Source organism: Streptomyces sp. NPDC056883 (assembly GCF_042788835.1).
Taxonomy (GTDB): domain Bacteria; phylum Actinomycetota; class Actinomycetes; order Streptomycetales; family Streptomycetaceae; genus Streptomyces; species Streptomyces stoeckheimensis.
Window position 1 is genome coordinate 485,058 of the sequence record NZ_JBHUBS010000003.1, and the last position, 15,895, is coordinate 500,952.

Genomic DNA, 15,895 nt, shown 5'->3' on the forward strand with positions numbered 1-15,895 from the left:
CACCCTGCACTGACAGTCCGGGCGGTCGCTGGCTCGTCTGCTGCGGTGCCCGGCAAAGGCGAACGAGCCTTAGCTGTCAGTGCTGTTGCGTAGGATTCCCCCGGGTACCGCCGGGTGATCTTGAGGGATGGTTGATGCGACCACTGCGCGTGATGGACCTCTTCGCAGGCTGCGGGGGGTTCAGTGAAGGGTTCCGTTCGTTCTCCACGACGGGGCACGCTCGTGAGCACGCCTTCTCCACCGTTGCCGCCGTGGAATATGCCCCTGCGGCAGCTGCCACCTTCCAGGCCAACCACGTGGGCGCCAAGGTGATGTGCGTCGACATAGAGAAGTTCGACGCGTACGACTTCGAGGGTGGCATCGACGTCATCACTGGCGGGCCGCCCTGTCAGGGTTTCTCGGGCCTGGGGAAGGGGGATACCTTTGATCCGCGAAACTCCCTGTGGGAGCAATACGCCAGGATTGTGAGCCAGGTGCGCCCAAAGGCCTTCGCCCTGGAGAACGTCGACCTATTCTTCAAATCCTATGAGTACGAGCGGCTCCAGGAGGCCGTCCAGCCAAGAGGTCCTCTCGCGGACTACACCCTGGCTGAGGGCATCCTGAATTCTGCGGACTACGGAGTTCCTCAGGCGCGTAGGCGCGCTATCGTGATTGGGACGCACCGTTCGGTCGGGAAAGCGATCACCCTGCCCGCCCCGACACATGCGAAGGTGCCAGCCCGAACCGATGGCCTGCTCCTGTTTGATGCGGAGCCCCGGCTCCTACCCTGGGTTCCAGTTGATTTGGTCTTCGAGCGGTCCGCGGCACTGAAGATCAGTGGAACGTTCCTTCCTGATCGCCAAGGAGCCGGCAACATCGCCGGGCCTTTCTATACGAGAGAGATTCACATCGGCCGGAATCCGACGGCTCTCTCGTTGGCCCGGTATCAAGCAATTCCGGCAGGGGGCAACAGGGTAAACCTCCGCGGTGTGGAGGCCGAGGTCGGTGGCAGGATCGTGTACCTCGGTACGGAGAGCTGGGACAGGCATCACAATGGCTCTGGAGATGTGATGGGTCGCCTTCGACTTGGGCAGCCGTCTGTCACAATCCGCACCGAGTTCTACAAGCCAGAAAAGGGTCGCTATCTCCACCCCTTGGAGGACCGCCCCATTACGCATTACGAGGCCGCACTCATACAGGGCTTCCCCGAGGACTACCTCTGGCATGGGACAAAAATCGAGATCGCGCGACAGATCGGCAACGCGGTGCCTGTGGGGCTGGCGCGTGCTGTGGCCGAGGCCATTCATCATCGGCTGGCTACCTGAGACCTCCAAGGATAGTAGGGGGCTGTAGGCCTAAAGATGACACCGTTGCCAAGCATTGAGAGGGCCCAGGTCACCCCCAGGCCCTCTCGCTAAGCCGTCAAACGACTAGTCAGTTATCGCCGCCGGCGAAATCGAGATGGACTCCGATCCAATGCCGGTTTCCGGAGAATCGGTGAGGCCGTACTCCTGTGACAGCGAGGCGGTCGGCGTCAAGGTTGCAATGGATTCAGAGTGCAGTAGAGATTGCTGAGCCATCTCGCGAATTACGGACAGTACATCGAGGATAGGGAACTGTCTCCGGCTTTCGAGTTCCTTTACGATGAACCGGTCCTCTGCATCTGGTAGTTGTACCGGTGGCGGAACCCGCGCATCACTCTTCAGGAACGCTCGCACGAGATAGAAACTCTTATAGTAGAGCTCCATGAAAGCGGAATCGTAGGGCAGCGGTAGGCGGATGAGGTTGAGCTTTTCATCCCTTCTCGGGACGTCGGCTTCGTTGGCTTTAGGGTAGATCCCCACCCGCAGTCCCTGGGCGCTCTCCAGTGCACCCGGCTTCACCTTTACAGTTGTGCCTACCCAGCGGTCGACTGAGGGATTTCCGATGAATAGGTCAGCCTTCCATAGCCCATTGATCGATCGGGGAAGGGTGTTCCTGTCCTCGTGTCGATGGAATGCCCGGAAGATTTGCGGAATGTAGCGCTTCAGCTTTGGTGGCTGACCTCGGTTTCCGACGTATACTCGCGAATCGTCGGTCAGGGAATCCTGGATTGATTCAAGGATGGGAATCCTCCCCTCTTTCTCCGGGCCGAAGAGGATAGAATTAGCGCCCCCCGAGATCCCGCAGAATCCCTCCAGGACCTCGCTCGCGAGAGGCCAAATCAGGCTGTTGCGATTGGCGATGGCCTCATGTACTGCCAATTCAAAGCAGATTCCGGCGTCACCGAATCCTTCCCTGAATTCCCTGGCAAGGTCCTGTAGCGTCCAAGCCGGATATCCACCCAGCCGCTGAACGCGATCCATGGCAACTGAATAGAGTGTGGCTTCGAGGACTGGCGCCACCATTGCAAACTTTGCCATGACTGCGTCAGAAACTTCCTCCTGCTGGAAGCTCTTGAGTACGCGCATATAGCATATCCCCAGCTGGTCGGACTTCATTTAGAGAGGGCAGGTGCACCATTTTTGTTGGATGTTGGAGTTCTGGGCCTATAGAAAGCCGACCCTCCGTGTCTGCTCGGCTGACGATCTGCTCGAGCTATGCGTCAGCCATGGCGCGACAGTAGTGGTTGCTGGTTCCGAATGTGGCGAGACGGCGAAGATCCGCTGGCTGCCCCGCCGCAGGGCCCCCAACTCCCATCCCGTCTGCCGTCGGCCCACACGTATGTGGAGCGGGCGCGGTGCCGGGCGTCCAGGTGGAGCGCCCAACTGGACGAACGACCTGGACGCCCGGTGCCGTGTCTGCTCGGCTTGTCCTGGGTCGATGGCAGATGGGATGGGAGTTCCCCGCCTCAACCCTCCACGGGCCGGCACCCGCCAATGGCGCCCCCGCCATCCCGGAGCCGGAGGCCCCCGCCGGAGGCATGTCGGTGAGTGATGGCACCGCGGGCCCGTAGGGGACTGCCTCATGCCTTTGGGCCTATCCCGCCTTGCAGGGGCGGGCGTCGGCGCAGCGGGGGCGGAGCGGGCCGCAGGCAGGAGCGTCGCCCCGAGCGGAGCCGGGAAGCCCGCCCGGCGGAGCGGAGCGCAGCCGGGTGCTTGATGAGGTAGAGAAACCTGTAACAGCTTGCTCTGTCCCCGGCGGTCTTGCCGACCTGGCCGTTAGCTGCTGGCATAAGCATGGGGACGGCATGCATGGGGGGGGGGGCTGCTGATGAGCGATCTGACGGTGCACTCGTGGAAGCGGCATGGCAAGGATCGGCTCTACGTGAACCTGCCGGACGGAACGGCAGTTGCCTGGGCGGATCGAGCAACCAAGGCCGTGACGATCAAGCTTCGGCAGTACGAGGCGGAGTCCCTGGCTCTCCTTCGACGTCACCTTGGGGACGAGCTTGTCGTCAGCGCCCCTCCTCCGCCGGCGCGCCCACCTCGTCCCGCGGCTCCCCCTCAGCAGCCAACGCACCCCATTCAGGCAGTCCCGAAACCCCGGCTCGAACGGTCGGCGTCTCTCCCGCCCCTCAGCCCCAGTGAGGACTTGGCGAGGAACCGCCCCGGCTCCCGAGTCGTCGGAATGATCGCCGAACGAGGTCCGTCGAAGGTACAACGGCTGACGGCGAAGTTACTGCGGCAGTCTTCGGAGTGGGACAGCTGGTACGCGGGCCTGGAAGGCGAGCGTCGGGTAGGCCGTGAGCTAGAGCGCCTTTCCCCACTCGGCTGGCGCGTGCTCCACGGCATCGAGAAGGGCAACGGCGGCGACATCGACCACGTGCTGATCGGCCCTGGCGGCGTGTTCAGCATCAACACCAAGAACCACCGAGGTGCCTCGGTATGGGTCGGTGACTCCATGGCCAAGATCAACGGCGGAAAGCCGCGTCCCTACGCTGCGGCAAGCCAGGCCGAGGCCGACTTCGTACGGAAGGTTCTGGGGCGGTACTGCGCCTTCGACGTGCCCGTCGAACCGGTCCTGGTCTTCGTCGGCATCTCGTCACTGGACCGGGCAGCAACGCAGTATGCCGTCCGCGTCTACCAGGAACGGGAGGTGTCGTCCTTGGGGCCGCTCGCCGGGAAGCTCACGCCCGAGCAGGTGGAGCACGTGTATGGCGTCGCCCGTCACCGACGCGTCTGGCTCCGCGCCTGACCGGTCGTGTCTCGCAAGAGGCGACTCGTGAAGCCCTGCCTGCACAGTCGTTCGTAAGCCTCGGCCACGTCGTCCGGGACCTGCTGGCTGATCATGAAGCCCTGCTCGGGATAGACCAACAGCCGCTGCAACGCACCGACCAGCATGTCGATGACCAGTCGGGCGTCGCCGATGGTGTCGATGTACTCGTCGAGCGTCATCGGGCTGGAAGCGCTGACGATCTCCACTTCGGGCCAGAGCTTCCGCGCCGTGGCGTACGCACGTCGCTCCTCGTACGGCTTGCTGATGAGCAGGACGGAGGACACGTCGATGCCGGCCTCTCGCAGTAGCTCTCGACAGAAGCTGATGTTCTCGCCTGTGTTCCGTGCTCGCGGCTCCACGAGCACAGCGGAGCTGGGGACCCCAAGCTCCAAAGCGCGCTCGCGGTAGTGAACGGCCTCGCCGCGGGGCATCCGTTCGCGCGTCGTCGGGCTGGTGGCGCCGGTGAACACGAGCAAGGGGGCCATGCCCCGGCGGTACAGGTCGACGGCTGCATCCGCCACGCCCAGGTCGTGGCTGCCGAGCCCAATCGCTACCGAGCACGGCTGCGGGGCATGCCCCATCTGGTGGTAGTCCCAGATGAGTCGGGTGTCTGCCCAGTCCTGGGTCGAGATCACTCCTGGCCTTCCTTGTCGTTCGCCGAATCCGGTACCTGGAAGTCGTACTCCCAAGCAAAGCGCGAAGCGGCGTGTACTCCGAGGGCGAATTCGACCACGGTGCCGTCGGCCGTGTAGGTGGTCCGGTGCAGCTCGACAACCGGTTCGCCCGGCGGAAGCTGCAAGAGACTCACTTCGTCGGCCGTCGGCGGGCGGGCGAAGATCCGCTCCTTCATGTGGTCGATCTCGTAGCCGGCGTCGTAGAGCACGCGGAATCCACCGCCGCGGCCGGCCGGACCGGGCGTCGGATCGACCAGGCGAGTGCCTTCGACGTGCTCCGGCCGGTAGTAGCTGGTCAGTGTGTGCGTCGGCTGATCGCCTTCCTTAACCAGCCTTGCGCGTGCGTAGACCTGTGCGCCTGCCGGCAGCCCGTGTGCGGCCGCTGCCGCAGGCGGTGCTTCTACGAGGCTGACCGACTGGGTTTGCTCGTTGCGGCGGTACGCGCGCCCTGAGGCCACGCGGTCCGCGATGAACGCCACCTCGTCCCCGTCGCGCCACTTGGCCTTGTCGTACCGGGCGATGCCAAGTCGCTTGAGCGGAACCTGCTCCCTTACGACGGTGCCGTGGCCTCGGGATGAGGTGACCAAGCCTTCCGCTTCCAGCGCCTTGTAGGCGGCGTGGACGGTCGCCTTTGAGCCCTCTCCGGCGTCGACCAACTCTCTGATGTGCGGCAACTGCTGGCCCGGGGCGTAGTCACCCTTTCTGATCTGATCAGCCAGCTTGTCGGCCAGCTCTCTCCACTTCGGCGCCATCTCCACCTCTCTTGTTGCCATCAAGTCAAACACAGTCCTAGGACTGTTGACAGTCCTAGGACTGCGCTGCACTATCTATCCAAGAGCTCGCAGTCCTAGGACAGCGGGCAACGGAGGGCCTTCTTTGGGCTGTTCCCAACAACGCTGGAGGCATTGATGCCGTCGTTCAAGGTAGACACGTCGACCGCCGTGGTGTTCGTGGCCACGGCTCCGACCCCGAAGCTCGTGAGCAAGCAGACCGGTGAGCGGGCGATGGACCGGGAGACCGGCGCCGGCCTCTCCACGGTGGGCCTGCTGATCTCGGACGAGGGGGAGGGCAACCTCTACCAGGTGACCGTCCCGGAGACCGGTCTCCCCGAGGGCCTGATGCCGGGCATGCCGGTGTCGGTGATCGGCCTCAAGGCCCGTGACTGGGAGAACACGTTCAACGGCCAGACCCGGCACGGCATCTCGTTCCGCGCCGTCGCCCTCACGGCCGGGATCTGAGCATGACCGACCTGACGCCCTTATGGGAGGTCGGCCTCCCCCTGGCCGGTGCAGGTGGTGCGCTCGGCTACGCCAAGGCTCGGGCGCCCCGTGTGTACTGGTCGCTCGTCGGGCTGCCGATGGCGAGTGCGCGGTTCACGATGACGTACCGGTCGACGATGGACGTGTGCGGGCTGACGGTCCAGCCGTCCCGCTTCCGGGCCTTCCTCGTCCGTAACGTCGCCCGCCGCAGCGACGTCCAGCCGGTACCGCCGAAGGTCCGCCGACTGCGGGGCTCCACGACCGGGATGCGCGTCACGCTCCGTCTGCCGGCCGGGCTGGAACCCGCCGACGTGATCGCGGCCTCGGAACGTCTGCGGCATGCCTGGGGTGTCCACTCCGTGCACGTCGTGGAGACCAAGCCGGGGTTCGTGGAGCTCCGGATGACCGGCTACGACGTCCTGCGCCGGGTGAAGATGCCGAAGCGGAAGCCGTCCGGTCGGCTGGTGGCGCTGGTCGCGCTGCGGGAGGACGGTGCGGCGTTCGTCCGGGACTACGAGAAGGTGCCGCACGCGCTGACGCTCGGCGCCAACCAGTCCGGCAAGTCGATGTACCAGCGGAACCTGATCAAGGGGCTTGCGAGCCTTCGGGTCGCGCTCGTCGGCATCGACTGCAAGCGGGGGGTCGAACAGCGCCGGTACGCGCCACGGCTGTCAGGCCTCGCGATCACGCCGGAGGAAGCATCCGGCCTCCTGAACGCCCTCGTGGGCGAGATGGAAGACCGCTTCGACCTGCTCGACCAGTACGGCGTCACTGACCTGTGGGGCCTGCCTGCGGACGTGCGGCCGGTGCCGGTCGTACTGCTCGTGGACGAGGTCGCAGAGCTGTTCCTCGTCGCGGGCAAGAAGGACGAAGAACGCCGGGACCAGATGGTCACGCAGTTGATCCGTCTCGGGCAGATGGCCCGCGCCGCCGGCATCTACCTGGAGATCTGCGGCCAGCGCTTCGGCTCCGAACTCGGCAAGGGCGCCACCACACTCCGCGCACAGCTCACCGGCCGCGTGGTGCACCGCGTCAACGACAAGCAGACCGCCGACATGGGCTTGGGCGACGTCGCCCCTGATGCCGTCGCAGCCGTGACCGCGATCCCCGCCGACCGACCCGGCGTCGCGGTGGCCGGCGACTCCTCTGGCGGCTGGACCCGGATCCGCACCCCCGAACTGAGCGCCGACGAAGCTGCCGAGATCTGCGCCCAGTTCGCGCACCTGACCCCGGCCCTCCCCGCCCTCGCGGCCTTCCGGCCGACGCTCCGGCCGACCGCCCCGGCCAGTGAACCCGTCCCGCTGGTCAAGCCGATCCCCGCGATGGACTAGCAGTTCCTTCCCCACCTCGGTCGGCGCGACCTACTCGCGCCAGGTCCCTACCGGCCCATACCCGGATTCGAAAGGAACCACCATGACCACCGCCAAGACCCCTTCGCCCCGAAAGCCCCGCCGATCCAAGCCCGCCGCAGTCACCACGCCGGAGAAGTGCGGCACCTGCGACGGATCGGGCGAGACCACCACGACGGTCCGTGTCGGTCGCAAGCGCCGCGAGATCGGCGCCACGCAGACCGGACTGTGCCCGACCTGCTTCGGCGCCGGGACGGCCTGACCCTTCCCCGAACCTGCCGGTGCCGGAGCACAGGAATCGGCACCGGTCTCCCCGAAAGGAGGTGACCCGGTGTCCCGCACTTTCCGCCTCGACCCCGTGCTCATCCAGGCCGTCATCGCCGGAGCCCTGTCCTTCGCGCACCTCCACGACCTCGCGGCGGCGGCCGGACAGGACGGCTGGAAGGCCTGGGCCTACCCGGTCAGCGTCGACCTGCTGTTGGTCGCCGCATGGCGCCGGATGCGCACGGACACAGAGAACCGTGACGCCTGGCTGTGGTTCGCCATCGCCCTCGTCGCATCGCTCGGCGCCAACGTCGCCACCGCCGGCCTGCTCGACCTGAACGACGTACCGCCCTGGCTGCGCATCCTCGTCGCCGGATGGCCCGCGCTCGCCTTCCTCGGCGGCACGCTCCTGGCCCACGCACCCGCCCGGGCGGAAGTGCCAGAGCCTCCGGAGCCGGCCGAAGTGGATCCCGTCCCGGACGCCATCGTGGAGCGGGCGCCCGATCGGGCTCCTGAGCTGCCGCCTGCGGACCCCGCGCCCGAGCACGAAGCCCTACCTGCTGCCCCGACCGCGCCGCCGGTATCGGTGCCGCCCGCCCTGCTCGACCACGCACAGAAGATCGCGAACGCCCATCAGGCCCGGACCGGTGCCCCGATCGACACCGACACCTTGCGCAGCCACCTCGGCGTACCGCCCGCGCTCGCGGACGCGATCACCCTCCAACTCACCTGACAGGAAGGAAGACAGACCCGTGCGTCCGAACCGCTTCCACAACGTCATACGCATCGGCCCGGTGCAGGTCGGCACCCACCACGACGGCCGGGGCCGCGTCCGCCACACGGCCGTCTGCACCGCCCCCGGCTGCGACTTCTCCGCCGACTACCTCACCCGCGCCGCCGCCGAACTCGCAGCCCGCACCCACCGCTGCAACCCGCGCTGATCGCGAAGGAGACCTGCGTCTTGGACGTACCGCTCTGGCTCGCTCTGATCGTTGTCGCCGCCCTCGGAATCAAGCTCATCCGCCCGCCCTGGTGGCTCGTCGCCGTGATCCTCCTCGGCGGCTACCTCCTCGCGCACAGCTTCATGGCCCCACTTATCGACCCAATCACCAAGTAGGGAGATCCCGCCATGCTCCGACCCCGCATCCCGATCAACCCGCTGCCGACCGGCATCGTCACCCCGCTCGTCCAGCCCGTTCCCGCCTTCGACGTCGAGAGCCGCTCCGAGTCCTCGCCGATGGCTTGCGTCCACCACGCCCCGGTTCCCGGCCCGATCACCTCGGCCCGCCCCACGGTCCAGCTCACCCCCGGCAGTGTGGTCGCCCTCGTCGCCGGAGGGGGTGCCGTGGTCCTGGTCGTCGGCGCCGTCCTCGTCTCGATGCTCCTGGCGGTCGCCATCACCGGCGTCTCCGTCGCCGTGATCGCGGTAGTCCTGCGCCTGCTCGTCAAGGACCTCCAGAAGGGTCGGTGACCGAGATGGATACGCACGTCATCGCGGCAGGCTTACCGGCCCTGGGCTGGGCCCTGCACGGCGGACTGCTCCTGCGCCGCCTGTCCACCGCTCGCCGCGACCCCTTGACCGGCCTGCACACCCGCGCCGGATGGACCGCCCGAGCTGATCACCTCATGGCCAAGCACCCGAGTGCTCTCGTCCTCCTGGTCGACCTTGACGCCTTCAAGGCCATCAACGACACCTTCGGCCACGCGGCCGGCGACCTGGTGCTCACGACCACTGCGCACCGCCTCACCGCGTGGTGCGGACGCCACGGCATCGCCGCCCGCCTCGGCGGAGACGAGTTCGTCGCCATCGTCACCGGCGCCGATCGGACCCCTGGCCTCCCGGCCCTCCGAGCCGCCCTCGATCGGCCGGTCGAACACAACGGCCACACCGTGGCGGTCTCCGCCTCGGTCGGCCACTGCCACCGCAGTCATCTGCTGGTGCCGGCCCTGACCGACGCCCTGTCCGCCGCCGACCTCTCGATGTACGCAGCCAAGGGCCACGGCAGGCGCAACACACGCTAAGCGGCCCCCGGAGCGGCCTCGGTCGCCAAACTTCCGCCGCCCCGGGCGCCTGAACCCAATCCAGATCCAACGGACCCGAAAGGGAGACCTCATGATGCCCGAAACCGCTTCGACCGCGCCCGTCTGCCACGACTGCGACGGCTTCGCCACCGCCACGATCACCACCGGCTCCCGCTCCACGGACGGCACCCGGGCCACCGTTCACGTCAACTGCCCGACGTGCCGGGGCCTCGGTCGCACCGTCCCCGCCGTCCTCGTTCGGATCGGGCGGTGAGCGTCATGGCCAACCTCGCCCCCACGAGTAGCGCGCCCGGCCTGCACGTGAGCAAGCCCTCGCCGTCCGAGCCCGCCACGGCGTCCGCCTTCTGCCACTGCGGTGCCTCCGCTTCCGCCAGGGGAGACGCGCAGGTCGGTGCCCTGGTCGTCGGTTGGAACTCCAACCACGGCTCTGCCCACACCACGGGAGGCACCGAATGAACGTCCCTCTCTCCAACGGACTCAAGGTGCTCGACCTGTTCTGCTGCCAGGGTGGAGCGAGCATGGGGTACCACTTCGCGGGCTTCGAGGTCGTCGGCGTCGACCTCTCCCACCAGATCCGCTACCCCTTCCGGTTTGTCCAGTCCGATGCACTCGACTTCGTCCGTGAACACGGACCGGAGTTCGACTTCATCCACGCATCACCGCCGTGTCAGCGCTACACGCTCGCCCAGCGCATCCAGAAGCGGGACCACCCCGACCTGATCGCTCCCACCCGCGCCGCACTCGAAGCCACCGGGCGCCCCTGGGTGATCGAGAACGTCGAAGAAGCGGCAGGCGAGCTGCGCAACCCGGTCACTCTGTGCGCCGCCACCTTCGGCATGCACACCTACCGCCACAGGCTCTTCGAAACAGGAGGCGGCCTCACGCTCGCACCGCCCCAGCATCAGCCTCACACCGCGCCCCTGACCAAGATGGGACGTCCCCGGGCTCAGGGTCACTTCGCCCACTACGTCGGCAACTTCTCCGGCGTGCAGGACGCCCGCAACGACATGCGCGTGCCCTGGATGAACCGGGACGGCATCCGTGAGTGCATCCCTCCGGCCTACACGGAGTACATCGGCAGCGCGCTGTACGCCTCGCTGCTGGAGGTAGCCGCGTGACTGACTCCGCCACCCTGGCGGGCCTGGACCCGGCCACCCTGAGCGACCTGCTCCGGGTGGCCGGGGACCCCGGCTTCGACCGCCTCCACGAACAGATCCGCCGCACCGGAGGATGCGCCGCCCCGATTCGCCTCTCCGGCGGGACCAAGCTCCTCGACCCGGCCACCCGGACTGTCCTCCACGCCTACAACACCGACACCGAACCCGGCGGCGTCCTCCGCGTCGCCTGCGGCAACCGCCGGGCCTCCCGCTGCCCCGCATGCGCCTGGACCTACGCCGGCGACACCTACCACCTGATCCGCGCCGGGCTCGTCGGCGACCCCGCCAAGGGCACCCCCGAGACGATCCGCGATCACCCTCGCGTCTTCGCCACCCTGACGGCTCCGTCGTTCGGGCCCGTCCACAACCGCCCCGGTACCCGGCCGTGCCGGTGCGGCGTCCGGCACCCCGAGGACGCTGGGGAACTGGGCATCCCGCTCGACCCGAGCACGTACGACTACGCGGGCGCCGTGCTGTGGAACAACCACGCCTCCGAGCTGTGGCGCTACTTCTCGATCTACCTCCGCCGTGAGGTCGCCGCCCGTGCCGGCCTCACTCAGAAGACCGCCCGCGAGCAATCCCGCGTCTCCTTCGGGAAGGTCGCCGAGTACCAGAAGCGCGGGGCCGTGCACTTCCACGCTGTGATCCGGTTCGACGGACCGGACGGGCCCGACAGCCCACCGCCCGCGTGGGCCACCCTCGACCTGCTCACCGACGCCATCCGGGCAGCCGCCGCCCGCGTCCGCGTCGTCGTTCCCGCTGCCCCGGAGCATGGCTTCGCCAACGACTGGGTGCTCCTGTGGGGCGAACAGATCGACGTGCAGCCCATCGGCGCCTTCGGAAACGGGGAGGAGCTGACGGAGCAGGCGGTCGCGTCCTACGTCGCCAAGTACGCGACTAAGGCTGCCGAGACGACCGGCGCTGTGGATCAGCCCGTGGGCAACAAGGAAGCGCTCGTCCTCCTCGGCGTGCCCGACCACCCCCGGCGGCTCATGGAAGCCTGCATGGACCTCGACGGGGCCTACCCTGAGCGTCGCTTACGAGCCTGGGCTCACATGCTCGGCTTCCGCGGCCACTTCTCCACCAAGTCCCGCCGCTACTCGACCACCCTGGGCGCCTTACGCCAGGTCCGAGCCGACTACCGCGCCGCCCAGCAACGCGCCTCGCTCGGCCTGCCCGACCCCGACGACCACCTGGAAGCCACCCTCCTCGTCGTCGCCCACTGGTCCTACGCCGGCCACGGCTCCACTCCCGGTGAGTCCTGGCTCGCCGCCAACATCCGCCGCGACATCCAGCTCAATCGCGAGACCGCCCGCGAAGCCCTGATGGACCTGGAAGGAGCGTTGACGTGAAGGATGAACTGATGACCGTCCCGGAGATCCTCGCGGAGCTGAAAGGGATCTCCAGGCGCACCTTCTACCGGTGGCGCGAGCTCGGTCATGCTCCTGAGGCCTTCAAGCTGCCCAATGGTGAACTGCGTGTGTGGCGGAGTGACTTTCTTGCCTGGCTTCGGAGCCGGGAGGGTGCTGCCACGTGAAATCGCTCGACGTCAAGATCTGGAGTGTCCGAAAGAGGGAAACGAAGAAGCCCTCCTATGACGTGCGCTGGTCTGTAGCCGGGCAGGTCTTTTCCGAGTCGTTCAGGACGAAAGGGCTCGCAGACAACTTCCGGTCCAAGCTGATGCGGGCGGCCCGTGACGGCGAGGAATTCGACACAGAGTCCGGCCTTCCCGCATCGATGGCCGAGCGGAAGGCAACGTTGAGCTGGTATGCCTTCGCGCTCAAGTACCTCGCGATGAAGTGGCCCCACGCGGCGCCGAACACCCGGGACGGCATCAACGAATCCTTGGCGTCGGTCACGATGGCCCTGCTGGATGACCGACCTGGCCGGCCTGCCGATGTCGAGATGCGGAAAGCTCTTCGGAACTGGGCCTTCGTACTGCCCGGTCCGGACAGCAGGGAGCTTCCCCCGGAGATCGGAAACATCCTGCACTGGGTCGGCAAAGCCTCTCGTCCCTTGTCGGATCTCACCGACCCGGCCCTTGGGCGAGCGGTGCTCGATTCGCTGAAGATCAAATTGGATGGGACCGCGGCTGCTGCCGAGACCGTGCGGCGGAAGCGGCGCACCTTGGTCAATGCCCTGCACTACGCCGTGGATCTCGGGGAATTCCGTGAGAACCCGCTCTCGGCGGTTCGCTGGCAGAAGCCCAAGGTGTCGAACGAGGTCGATCCGCGGGTGGTGGCCAACCCTGAGCAAGCCCGATCGCTCCTCCACGCCGTCTCGTACGTCGGTGGGTACAGCCGGGCTCGTGGACGGCGGCTGGTGGGGCTCTTCGCCGGGATGTACTTCGGGGGCTTCCGGCCGGCTGAGGTCGTGGGGCTGGCTGAGTCGGACCTGACCCTTCCGGGGGCGGGCTGGGGGACGGCACTCCTTCACCGGACCCGGCCGAGCGTTGGTAAGCAGTGGACCGACTCCGGCGAGAGCCATGACGACCGCGGGCTTAAGAACCGGCCCACGGAAGACGTACGCCGGGTGCCGATTCCTCCGCAGCTCGTGGTGATCCTGCGCGAGCACCTCGACACCTTCGGGACGGCCAAGGACGGTCGCCTCTTCTTCAGTGAGGGCGGGGGAGTGGTCTCCTCCTCGACCTATTACCGGGCGTGGCAGGAAGCCCGGCTGCTGGCCCTACCGCCGGCCGCCGCCGCCTCGCCGCTCGCCCACCGGCCCTACGACCTGAGGCACTCGGCGCTCTCCACGTGGCTCAACGCCGGCGTCGACCCCACCGAGGTTGCCGAGCGGGCGGGCAACAGTGTGGAGGTGCTGCTCAGTCGGTACGCGAAGTGCCTCGACGGTCGGCAGGAGGTGGCCAACCGGAGGATTGAAGATCTGCTCAGCGAGTACGAGTGATCGCGAGTGACTGGCGATGCGCTGCGAGGCCCCTGGACCTGTCCGGGGGCCTTCCGCGTTTCTACCGCTGACCTGCGCCGATGGACCAAGATCCTGTCCACGAATAGTCCACAGGGTCTGACATACGGGTGCGCAGGGCCGCAGTTGGCTGCACAAACGCGAAGACCCCGTTCTCAGCGAACTCGCTGATGGCGGGGTCTTTGGGCACTTCCTGCGAAGTGCCCCCGGCAGGATTCGAACCTGCGCACACGGCTCCGGAGGCCGTTGCTCTATCCCCTGAGCTACGGGGGCGCTGTCGCTGGTGTTGCGGCGACGGGTTGAACACTACCAGCTTCCGGACGGTGATCAGGAACGGATTCCGGGGGAGCGGGGCGTGCGTCGCTCGGAGGGGGTGGAAGTGGCAAAAACCCGGACGCGGGGGCCGGGGTCGACCTACTCTCGAGTTGTGTCGGGCGCCTCGGGCCGGGTGCTTGTTGTCGACGACAACAAGGTCATCCGGCAGCTGATCAAGGTCAATCTCGAGCTGGAGGGCTTCGAGGTCGTGACCGCGAACGATGGTGCCGAGTGTCTGGACGTCGTCCATCACGTGCTGCCCGATGTGATCACCCTTGATGTGGTCATGCCCCGCCTGGACGGGTTCGGGGCCGCCGCGCAGTTGCGGGCCGATCCGAGGACGCGGCATCTGCCCGTTGCGATCGTGAGTGCCTGTACGCAGAACGAGGTCGAGGCCGGGATCGCCGCCGGCGTGGACGCCTTCCTCGCCAAGCCCTTCGAGCCCGCGGAGCTGGTGCGGGTCGTGCGTCGGCTCATCGAGCGCCGCGACCGGAGAGAGCGGAAGGGTGCTCCTGCGGGGAGAGGGAGGGGATGACCCCCCGAGAGATGCCCCCCCCGAGAGATGCCCCCCGAGAGATGACTCCCTGAGATGGGGAGCTGGGCTGAGCTGAGCTGAGCGGGACTGAGCTGGGTTTAGCTGTGTTGAATTGTTCTGTCTTGTTGGCCTTCGTGGCCCCGTTGGGGCTTCCCGTGGTGGTCGCTGTTCACATGGCGAAACCCTTCGCGTGACCTCGGGGCTTCTCCCCTAGGCTGGACACGTGACCCCCGTCGACCTCTCCCGCTCCGTCGTGTGCGCCCTGCGCCGCGCCGTCGAGGACGGGGAGCTGCCCGTCGGTGTGGTCGTGCCCGAGCGGGTCGTCGTCGAGCGGACCCGGCCCGGGGGAGTGGGGGACTACGCCTCGCCCGTCGCCTTCGGGGTGGCGAAGGGGGCCGGAGTCGCGCCCCGTGGAGTGGCCGAGGTGCTGGCCCCGCGGCTGGCCGGCCTGGCCGGGATCGAGCGCGTGGAGATCACCGGCGCCGGGTTCCTGAACTTCGTACTCGCCGAGAGTTCGGTCGGAGAGGTCGTACGGGGCATTCGCGCCCGTGGGGCGTCCTACGGGTTCGCCCACGGAGCGCGCGAAACCCCGGGGGCCGAGGCGTTCCTCGACGTGCCCCTCGCGGCCCTGCGCGAGCGCGTCGTGCACGCCGCCGTGCAGCGGATCGTGAGCAGCCAGGGGGTGGTGGGAGGAGGAGAGGGCGTCGCCGCCGCCCGCATCGCCCCCGTGGCCAAGCGGGACGGGGATGTCCGCGCCCGGTTCGGGGCCGACGCCGCCGCCTGGGCGATGCTCTGCGTTCCCGCGCACGAGACCCCGGTGTTCCCCGCATGGCTGCTCGTCCAGGACGAGTCGAGCGAGTTCTTCCGGGTGCGGTACGCCCACGCCAGGGCGCGGGCCCTGACCCGCAATGCCGGGCAGTTGGGGTTCCGGGGCGAGCCCGGGGAGGTACGCGAGGGGCACGGTGCCGGTGCGCTGCTCGGCGCGCTCCGCGACCACCCCCTCGTGCTCGAAGCCGCCGCGCACCACCGTGCGCCCGAGCGGCTCGTCCGGCAGCTCGTCGTGCTGGCCGACGCCCTGCTCGACTTCCAGTACCACGTCCTGCCCCAGGGGGACGAGAAACCCTCGGCCGCCCACCGCGCCCGGCTGGCCCTTGCCGAAGCCGCCGGGACGGTGCTGGCCGGCGGCCTGGCCCTGCTCGGTATAGACGCGCCCGACGACCACTGCCTGTGAAGCCCGCGAAACGCGTGTGATCCGATT

Annotated in this window: 21 protein-coding genes and 1 tRNA gene; 18 read left to right on the plus strand and 4 right to left on the minus strand. The window is 67.6% G+C overall.

The features are described 5' to 3' along the window. The first annotated feature begins 152 nt into the window (after window positions 1-152). A complete protein-coding gene (locus ACFRU2_RS11250) occupies window positions 153-1,304 on the plus strand; it encodes a DNA cytosine methyltransferase (RefSeq protein WP_382970566.1) in 1,152 nt (383 codons plus the stop codon). A 105-nt stretch (window positions 1,305-1,409) separates the two neighbouring features. Here ACFRU2_RS11250 and ACFRU2_RS11255 read toward each other — a convergent pair whose 3' ends face one another. Beyond that, the gene (locus tag ACFRU2_RS11255; RefSeq protein ID WP_382970569.1) at window positions 1,410-2,459 is read right to left on the minus strand and encodes a hypothetical protein; all 1,050 of its coding nucleotides are present in this window, start codon (window positions 2,457-2,459) and stop codon (window positions 1,410-1,412) included. Window positions 2,460-3,528: 1,069 nt separating this feature from the next. On the opposite strand from ACFRU2_RS11255, the gene ACFRU2_RS11260 reads away from it, so the two are divergent. Further along, window positions 3,529-4,095: a nuclease-related domain-containing protein gene (locus ACFRU2_RS11260; protein WP_382970572.1), complete on the plus strand. Its 567-nt coding sequence runs from the start codon at window positions 3,529-3,531 to the stop codon at window positions 4,093-4,095. On the opposite strand, the gene ACFRU2_RS11265 is transcribed toward ACFRU2_RS11260, so the two are convergent. Both ACFRU2_RS11265 and ACFRU2_RS11270 read right to left on the minus strand, forming a co-directional pair. Next, entirely contained in the window at window positions 4,068-4,751 is a 684-nt protein-coding gene (locus tag ACFRU2_RS11265; protein WP_382970574.1) for a YdcF family protein, read from the minus strand. The genes ACFRU2_RS11260 and ACFRU2_RS11265 overlap by 28 nt on opposite strands. Next, a complete protein-coding gene (locus ACFRU2_RS11270) occupies window positions 4,748-5,542 on the minus strand; it encodes a GntR family transcriptional regulator (RefSeq protein WP_382970850.1) in 795 nt (264 codons plus the stop codon). The genes ACFRU2_RS11265 and ACFRU2_RS11270 overlap by 4 nt, the downstream gene beginning before the upstream one ends. A 156-nt stretch (window positions 5,543-5,698) precedes the next feature. On the opposite strand from ACFRU2_RS11270, the gene ACFRU2_RS11275 reads away from it, so the two are divergent. The 14 genes from ACFRU2_RS11275 (at window position 5,699) to ACFRU2_RS11340 (ending at window position 13,769) form a co-directional block, all read left to right on the plus strand. After that, window positions 5,699-6,028: a hypothetical protein gene (locus ACFRU2_RS11275; RefSeq protein ID WP_382970577.1), complete on the plus strand. Its 330-nt coding sequence runs from the start codon at window positions 5,699-5,701 to the stop codon at window positions 6,026-6,028. Between the two features lie 2 nt (window positions 6,029-6,030). After that, window positions 6,031-7,380, plus strand: a complete 1,350-nt coding sequence (locus tag ACFRU2_RS11280) for an FtsK/SpoIIIE domain-containing protein (protein WP_382970580.1) — start codon at window positions 6,031-6,033, stop codon at window positions 7,378-7,380. Between the two features lie 82 nt (window positions 7,381-7,462). Next, a complete protein-coding gene (locus tag ACFRU2_RS11285; RefSeq protein WP_382970583.1) occupies window positions 7,463-7,660 on the plus strand; it encodes a hypothetical protein in 198 nt (65 codons plus the stop codon). A gap of 69 nt (window positions 7,661-7,729) precedes the next feature. Continuing rightward, the gene (locus ACFRU2_RS11290) at window positions 7,730-8,395 is read left to right on the plus strand and encodes a DUF2637 domain-containing protein (RefSeq protein ID WP_382970586.1); all 666 of its coding nucleotides are present in this window, start codon (window positions 7,730-7,732) and stop codon (window positions 8,393-8,395) included. 19 nt (window positions 8,396-8,414) lie between these two features. After that, the gene (locus ACFRU2_RS11295; protein ID WP_382970589.1) at window positions 8,415-8,603 is read left to right on the plus strand and encodes a mobile element transfer protein; all 189 of its coding nucleotides are present in this window, start codon (window positions 8,415-8,417) and stop codon (window positions 8,601-8,603) included. Between the two features lie 20 nt (window positions 8,604-8,623). After that, complete coding sequence (locus ACFRU2_RS11300; protein ID WP_382970592.1) at window positions 8,624-8,779, plus strand: hypothetical protein; 156 nt, start codon at window positions 8,624-8,626, stop codon at window positions 8,777-8,779. A gap of 12 nt (window positions 8,780-8,791) precedes the next feature. Next, on the plus strand, window positions 8,792-9,133 hold the full coding sequence (locus ACFRU2_RS11305; RefSeq protein WP_382970595.1) for a SpdD-like protein: 342 nt from the start codon (window positions 8,792-8,794) through the stop codon (window positions 9,131-9,133). A 5-nt stretch (window positions 9,134-9,138) separates the two neighbouring features. Continuing rightward, complete coding sequence (locus ACFRU2_RS11310) at window positions 9,139-9,684, plus strand: GGDEF domain-containing protein (protein WP_382970853.1); 546 nt, start codon at window positions 9,139-9,141, stop codon at window positions 9,682-9,684. 94 nt (window positions 9,685-9,778) lie between these two features. Next, entirely contained in the window at window positions 9,779-9,958 is a 180-nt protein-coding gene (locus ACFRU2_RS11315; protein ID WP_382970855.1) for a hypothetical protein, read from the plus strand. Window positions 9,959-9,963: 5 nt separating this feature from the next. Next, entirely contained in the window at window positions 9,964-10,161 is a 198-nt protein-coding gene (locus ACFRU2_RS11320) for a hypothetical protein (RefSeq protein ID WP_382970857.1), read from the plus strand. Continuing rightward, complete coding sequence (locus ACFRU2_RS11325; RefSeq protein ID WP_382970597.1) at window positions 10,158-10,823, plus strand: DNA cytosine methyltransferase; 666 nt, start codon at window positions 10,158-10,160, stop codon at window positions 10,821-10,823. The genes ACFRU2_RS11320 and ACFRU2_RS11325 overlap by 4 nt, the downstream gene beginning before the upstream one ends. Continuing rightward, complete coding sequence (gene repSA / locus ACFRU2_RS11330) at window positions 10,820-12,214, plus strand: replication initiator protein RepSA (RefSeq protein WP_382970599.1); 1,395 nt, start codon at window positions 10,820-10,822, stop codon at window positions 12,212-12,214. The genes ACFRU2_RS11325 and repSA overlap by 4 nt, the downstream gene beginning before the upstream one ends. Window positions 12,215-12,225: 11 nt before the next feature. After that, entirely contained in the window at window positions 12,226-12,399 is a 174-nt protein-coding gene (locus tag ACFRU2_RS11335; RefSeq protein WP_382970859.1) for a helix-turn-helix transcriptional regulator, read from the plus strand. Then, window positions 12,396-13,769 (plus strand): tyrosine-type recombinase/integrase, encoded by a 1,374-nt coding sequence (locus tag ACFRU2_RS11340; protein WP_382970602.1) that lies wholly within the window; start codon window positions 12,396-12,398, stop codon window positions 13,767-13,769. Before ACFRU2_RS11335 ends, ACFRU2_RS11340 begins: the two co-directional genes overlap by 4 nt. A 219-nt stretch (window positions 13,770-13,988) precedes the next feature. On the opposite strand, the gene ACFRU2_RS11345 is transcribed toward ACFRU2_RS11340, so the two are convergent. Continuing rightward, window positions 13,989-14,060 (minus strand) — tRNA-Arg (locus ACFRU2_RS11345). A gap of 100 nt (window positions 14,061-14,160) precedes the next feature. Here ACFRU2_RS11345 and ACFRU2_RS11350 point away from each other — a divergent pair. After that, window positions 14,161-14,637, plus strand: a complete 477-nt coding sequence (locus ACFRU2_RS11350; RefSeq protein WP_374213601.1) for a response regulator — start codon at window positions 14,161-14,163, stop codon at window positions 14,635-14,637. Between the two features lie 223 nt (window positions 14,638-14,860). Beyond that, window positions 14,861-15,868, plus strand: a complete 1,008-nt coding sequence (nrtL, locus tag ACFRU2_RS11355; protein WP_382970605.1) for an ArgS-related anticodon-binding protein NrtL — start codon at window positions 14,861-14,863, stop codon at window positions 15,866-15,868. The last annotated feature ends 27 nt before the right edge of the window (window positions 15,869-15,895 follow it).